This window comes from Exiguobacterium sp. UBA3491 (assembly GCF_002377745.1).
Taxonomy (GTDB): Bacteria; Bacillota; Bacilli; order Exiguobacteriales; family Exiguobacteriaceae; genus Exiguobacterium_A.
The window spans coordinates 335613-339666 of sequence record NZ_DFQK01000021.1; the positions used below are offsets into that span (position 1 = coordinate 335613).

Below are 4054 nucleotides of genomic sequence, written 5' to 3' on the forward strand. Positions count from 1 at the left end.
ATATCGCATCGTTCTGATCGGTGCAGTGCTCGGTTTTCTTTTCTTCTAATAACAAAGCAGCAGCGGACATTTGTCCACTGCTGCTTTGTTATTAGACGTCACATGCGCGTCAAGAAGACGAGTTCAATCTCATCGCGGAATACGCGTCGAACTTCCGTGAAGCCGAAGCGAGCATAAAGAGCGAGCGCGGGAAGATTACGCGCGCCAGTCATGACATGTTTTGCGTGACTGTGTTCGAATAGATGTTGCAACAAGGATTGTGCAATCCCTTGCCGGAAGTATGCCGGATCAACGATGAGACGGGTGATTGTCAGAGCGTCAACCGTGACGGCACCAGTGATGTTATCGTCGATAACATAAACAAAACCAGTCGGTGCCTCAATGTTGATGTCATCAATCGTTTCTCGCAATGGCGGGAAATCAGCAGTTTCGAGTAATCGTGCTTCAATCTTGTAAGCGCGGCGCTGAACGTCTAATAGTGACGTATGATCAGTTGGTTGAAGTGACCGAATCATCTGCAGCCTCCGTCATAGTGCCGTCCGTTGTCTCATCAGTCGGTAGATTGAGCTGTTCCTTCAACGTCGTTTTTGCATCCGCAAGTGAAGTCGGATCAAGTTGGTAGTAGTAGACGCCGTTGATTTTCGTATCCGTTCCTTTTAAATCAATCCGGTTGACCGAACCGATTTTTTTGATGAATGGTTGCAATTGGAATGCTTCCGTCAACGACATGTTCGTTTTGAAGTTATCACCGGTCGCATCCATCAGACTGTTCAATTTCGTGATGGAACCGAATGAGGTGGATTGATCGACGATCGCTTCGACGATTTGTTGTTGGCGTTTTGTTCGACCGATATCACCTTCAGGATCTTGATAACGCATTCGGGCATAAGCGAGTGCTTCCTCTCCGTTCAACGTTTGTTTCCCCGGCTCCAATTTGACGCCATTGCGCTTATCGGATGAGTCGAGCGTATCGATCGGTAATTTGACGTCGACATCGATGCCACCTAAGNNGAAGTTGATCGAGGCATAATAGTCGATTGGGATATCGAGCAACGTCTCGACGGTTTCAATCGTTGAATCGATGCCACCAAAGGCATAAGAGTGATTGATTTTATCTTCGTAACCGACAGAAGGGATCTCGACGAGTGAATCACGGGGGATGCTGACCATATCAACGGTCTGATCGTCCTTGTTGAATGTCACGACGATCATCGTGTCAGCACGTGAGGAAGTGTCACCAGGTCGTTCATCCGTTCCGACGAGCAGAACGGAAAAGTGATCTTTCGTCAAATCAATGGCAGCTTCTCGTTTCTCGGACTTGTCACCACGAGCTAAATCGACTTTTGAGTCGTTTGCGGTCTGAAATGTCTTGTACGCGACATACGCGAAGGTCGCCCCTCCGCCAATAAGCACGATAAGAAAACTGATCACGAACACTTTGAACCAAGAACGTTTTTTCTTTATCTTTTTTTTATTGCTTCGGGTTCGCTCTTCCACGTTCATTAACCCCTAACTTTTTCTGAATTTTTGAAAAACTTTAAAATTCTTTATAATCAGTATAGCAGTTCAGGAAATAATGTCACGTTCGAGGTAGCGTGTAGAGCCGCTTGACAACTCAGCTTGACCATTCGTCATATTCGTCATCCAGTCGAGAAAATCCGGAACATCGGCTGTCTTGACGAGGACGTCGATCTGGACTTGATCGAGGTAATGGATCTGATCAATTGGATGGACGCTTGCCCGCAGTTCGTTCTCGAGTTTACCAAGCCATGTATAATCGACATTGACAGAAACGACGGTATGCTCGATCCGTTCGACGACACCGACTGCGTTCAATGCTTCAGAGACACTCGAACCATATGCGCGAATCAATCCACCACCACCGAGCTTGATGCCGCCGAAATACCGTGTCACGACGACGACCGTATCGCGCAAGTCACGCTTTTTCAATACTTCGAGCATCGGAACACCAGCTGTTCCGCTCGGTTCACCGTCATCATTCGCTTTTTGGATCTCATTGCGTTCACCGATGACGTAGGCGGAACAATTATGGTTCGCATCGTGGTGTTTTTTTTTCAGCTCGGAAATGAACGCCTGGGCTTGTTCTTCCGTCGTTGCACGCGCTAAATAGGTAATGAATCGTGACTTTTGGATAATGATTTCGTGGAAACCATTTTCTTTTACTGTATAATAATTAGATAATGTCATAATCAAAAATGTCCTCCTCGTTAACTAGTTCTTTCTAGCATAACGACGTTCCAAGAGAGAGACAACCGTAGACGACTGGCAAGGAATGGAGGGAGTACCATGACGAATGAGATGAGGGAGCGGCTATCCTTGAATGATATCGTACAGAACATCATCGGCGTCGTAGAAGAGAGTCGGGAAGAAATCGTCCGGATTACGGAAAGTTCTCGCGAACAGTATGCCGAAATTCAGCAAGAACTACGCGACCTGAAGATTCGGGTGCACGACTATATAAAAGAAGCAGAACGACTTGAACGGCACATCAAGGATGCGAAGGCGCGACTCGTCGTCGTCAGTAAGAACTTCGACAGCTACTCGGAACAGGATGTCCGGTCGGCCTATGAGACTGCGAACACGTTGCAGCTCGAATCGTTCATCAATCAACGAGACGAGATGAATTGCCGAAAACGACGTGATGAGCTCGAACGCCGACTGATTCAGCTCGATGAGACGATAGAACGAGCAGATCAATTGATTGGACGTGTCTCGGTCGTCTTGAACTTCTTGACGGACGATATGCAGATGATGAATGAAAAATATGAAAAGGCGATGCAAAAGCAGGAGATGGGTCTAAAAGTCTTCCAGTCCGCCGAAAATGAACGCCGCCGGCTGTCGCGCGATATGCATGATGGTCCGGCACAGACGCTTGCCCATGTCTTGATCCGGGCAGATTTGATTGAAAAGATTCACCAGCACAATGGGGCAGAGGCAGCTTTTGAAGAGATTCACCGTTTACGGACGTTGATTCGGGATGGGCTTGCTGATATCCGTCGTATCATATACGATTTACGTCCGATGACGCTTGACGATCTCGGATTCGTTCCGACGCTCGAACGTTATCTTCGTCATATTCAAGAAATTTCGAATATTCCGGTTCACTTCAACTATCTTGGAGGCGGTGAACGAATCGATTCGACGTATGAAGTCGCCGTTTTCCGAATCGTGCAAGAAGCCGTTCAAAATGCAGTTAAGCATTCCGAAGCGAGTGACATTCGTATTATCATAGAACAATATCAACATTCCGTACGAATCCATGTAAAGGATAATGGCGTTGGATTTGATTTTGATTCCATCGTCGCGTCGTGTGACGAGTCATTCGGACTCGTCGGTATGCGTGAACGGATCGAATTGATCGATGGTGAATTCGAAATCGAGACGCAACCCGGAAAAGGTACGGTCATCAAGGTAAAGATTCCAATCGAGGAATCCGAAGCGAGAGGGGAAACACTGTGAACAACGAGCAAGTGAAAGTAGTCATCGTCGACGATCATCAGTTATTCCGCGAAGGCGTTAAACGAATTCTTGATTTCGAAGAAGAGTTCGTCGTCGTAGCGGAGGGGGAAAGTGGAGCGGAAGTCATCTCGCTCGTCGAAACCCACCAACCGGATATCGTCTTAATGGATATCAACATGCCGCAAGTCAATGGTGTCGAAGCAACAAAACGTCTGATGGAAGTCTATCCGGACGTCCGTGTCATCATCTTATCGATTCATGATGATGAGACATATGTCATGCATGCACTCGGTGCGGGCGCGGTCGGTTATCTCTTAAAAGAAATGGCAACCGATGAGCTCGTCAATGCGATTCGTTCCGTATACCGCGAAGGTGGCTACGTCCATCCGAAGGTCACACCGAACTTGTTACAGGAATATCGTCGTTTGATGAAGATGAAACAAACGATGGCATCACAGCCTGTTGAAAAACGAGTCGCGGAAGCACCGCTCCACGTTCTAACACGTCGCGAATGCGAAGTCTTACAGTTACTGGCGGAGAGATTCTAAAACCGCGCGATAAGCTGTTCAATAAA

4 protein-coding genes and 1 pseudogene are annotated in these 4054 nt (G+C 47.3%); 2 read left to right on the plus strand and 3 right to left on the minus strand.

What is annotated here, in order from left to right; translation table 11 throughout:
- Positions 1-98: 98 nt before the first annotated feature.
- The 3 genes from B4F99_RS08590 to B4F99_RS08600 form a co-directional block, all read right to left on the minus strand.
- Complete coding sequence (locus B4F99_RS08590; RefSeq protein WP_290756841.1) at positions 99-515, minus strand: GNAT family N-acetyltransferase; 417 nt, start codon at positions 513-515, stop codon at positions 99-101.
- Positions 490-1497: an LCP family protein gene (locus B4F99_RS08595; RefSeq protein ID WP_290756844.1), complete on the minus strand. Its 1008-nt coding sequence runs from the start codon at positions 1495-1497 to the stop codon at positions 490-492. The genes B4F99_RS08590 and B4F99_RS08595 overlap by 26 nt, the downstream gene beginning before the upstream one ends.
- 69 nt (positions 1498-1566) lie before the next feature.
- Positions 1567-2208: a YigZ family protein gene (locus B4F99_RS08600; RefSeq protein ID WP_290756847.1), complete on the minus strand. Its 642-nt coding sequence runs from the start codon at positions 2206-2208 to the stop codon at positions 1567-1569.
- 99 nt (positions 2209-2307) lie between these two features.
- Between B4F99_RS08600 and B4F99_RS08605 the strand changes: the two genes are divergently transcribed.
- Positions 2308-3480 carry a sensor histidine kinase gene (locus B4F99_RS08605; RefSeq protein ID WP_290756850.1) on the plus strand — a complete coding sequence of 391 codons (1173 nt, stop codon included), beginning with the start codon at positions 2308-2310 and terminating at the stop codon, positions 3478-3480.
- Positions 3477-4019: pseudogene (locus B4F99_RS08610) on the plus strand (response regulator); the annotation flags it as partial. The gene B4F99_RS08605 and the pseudogene B4F99_RS08610, both read left to right, overlap by 4 nt.
- Between the last annotated feature and the right edge of the window lie 35 nt (positions 4020-4054).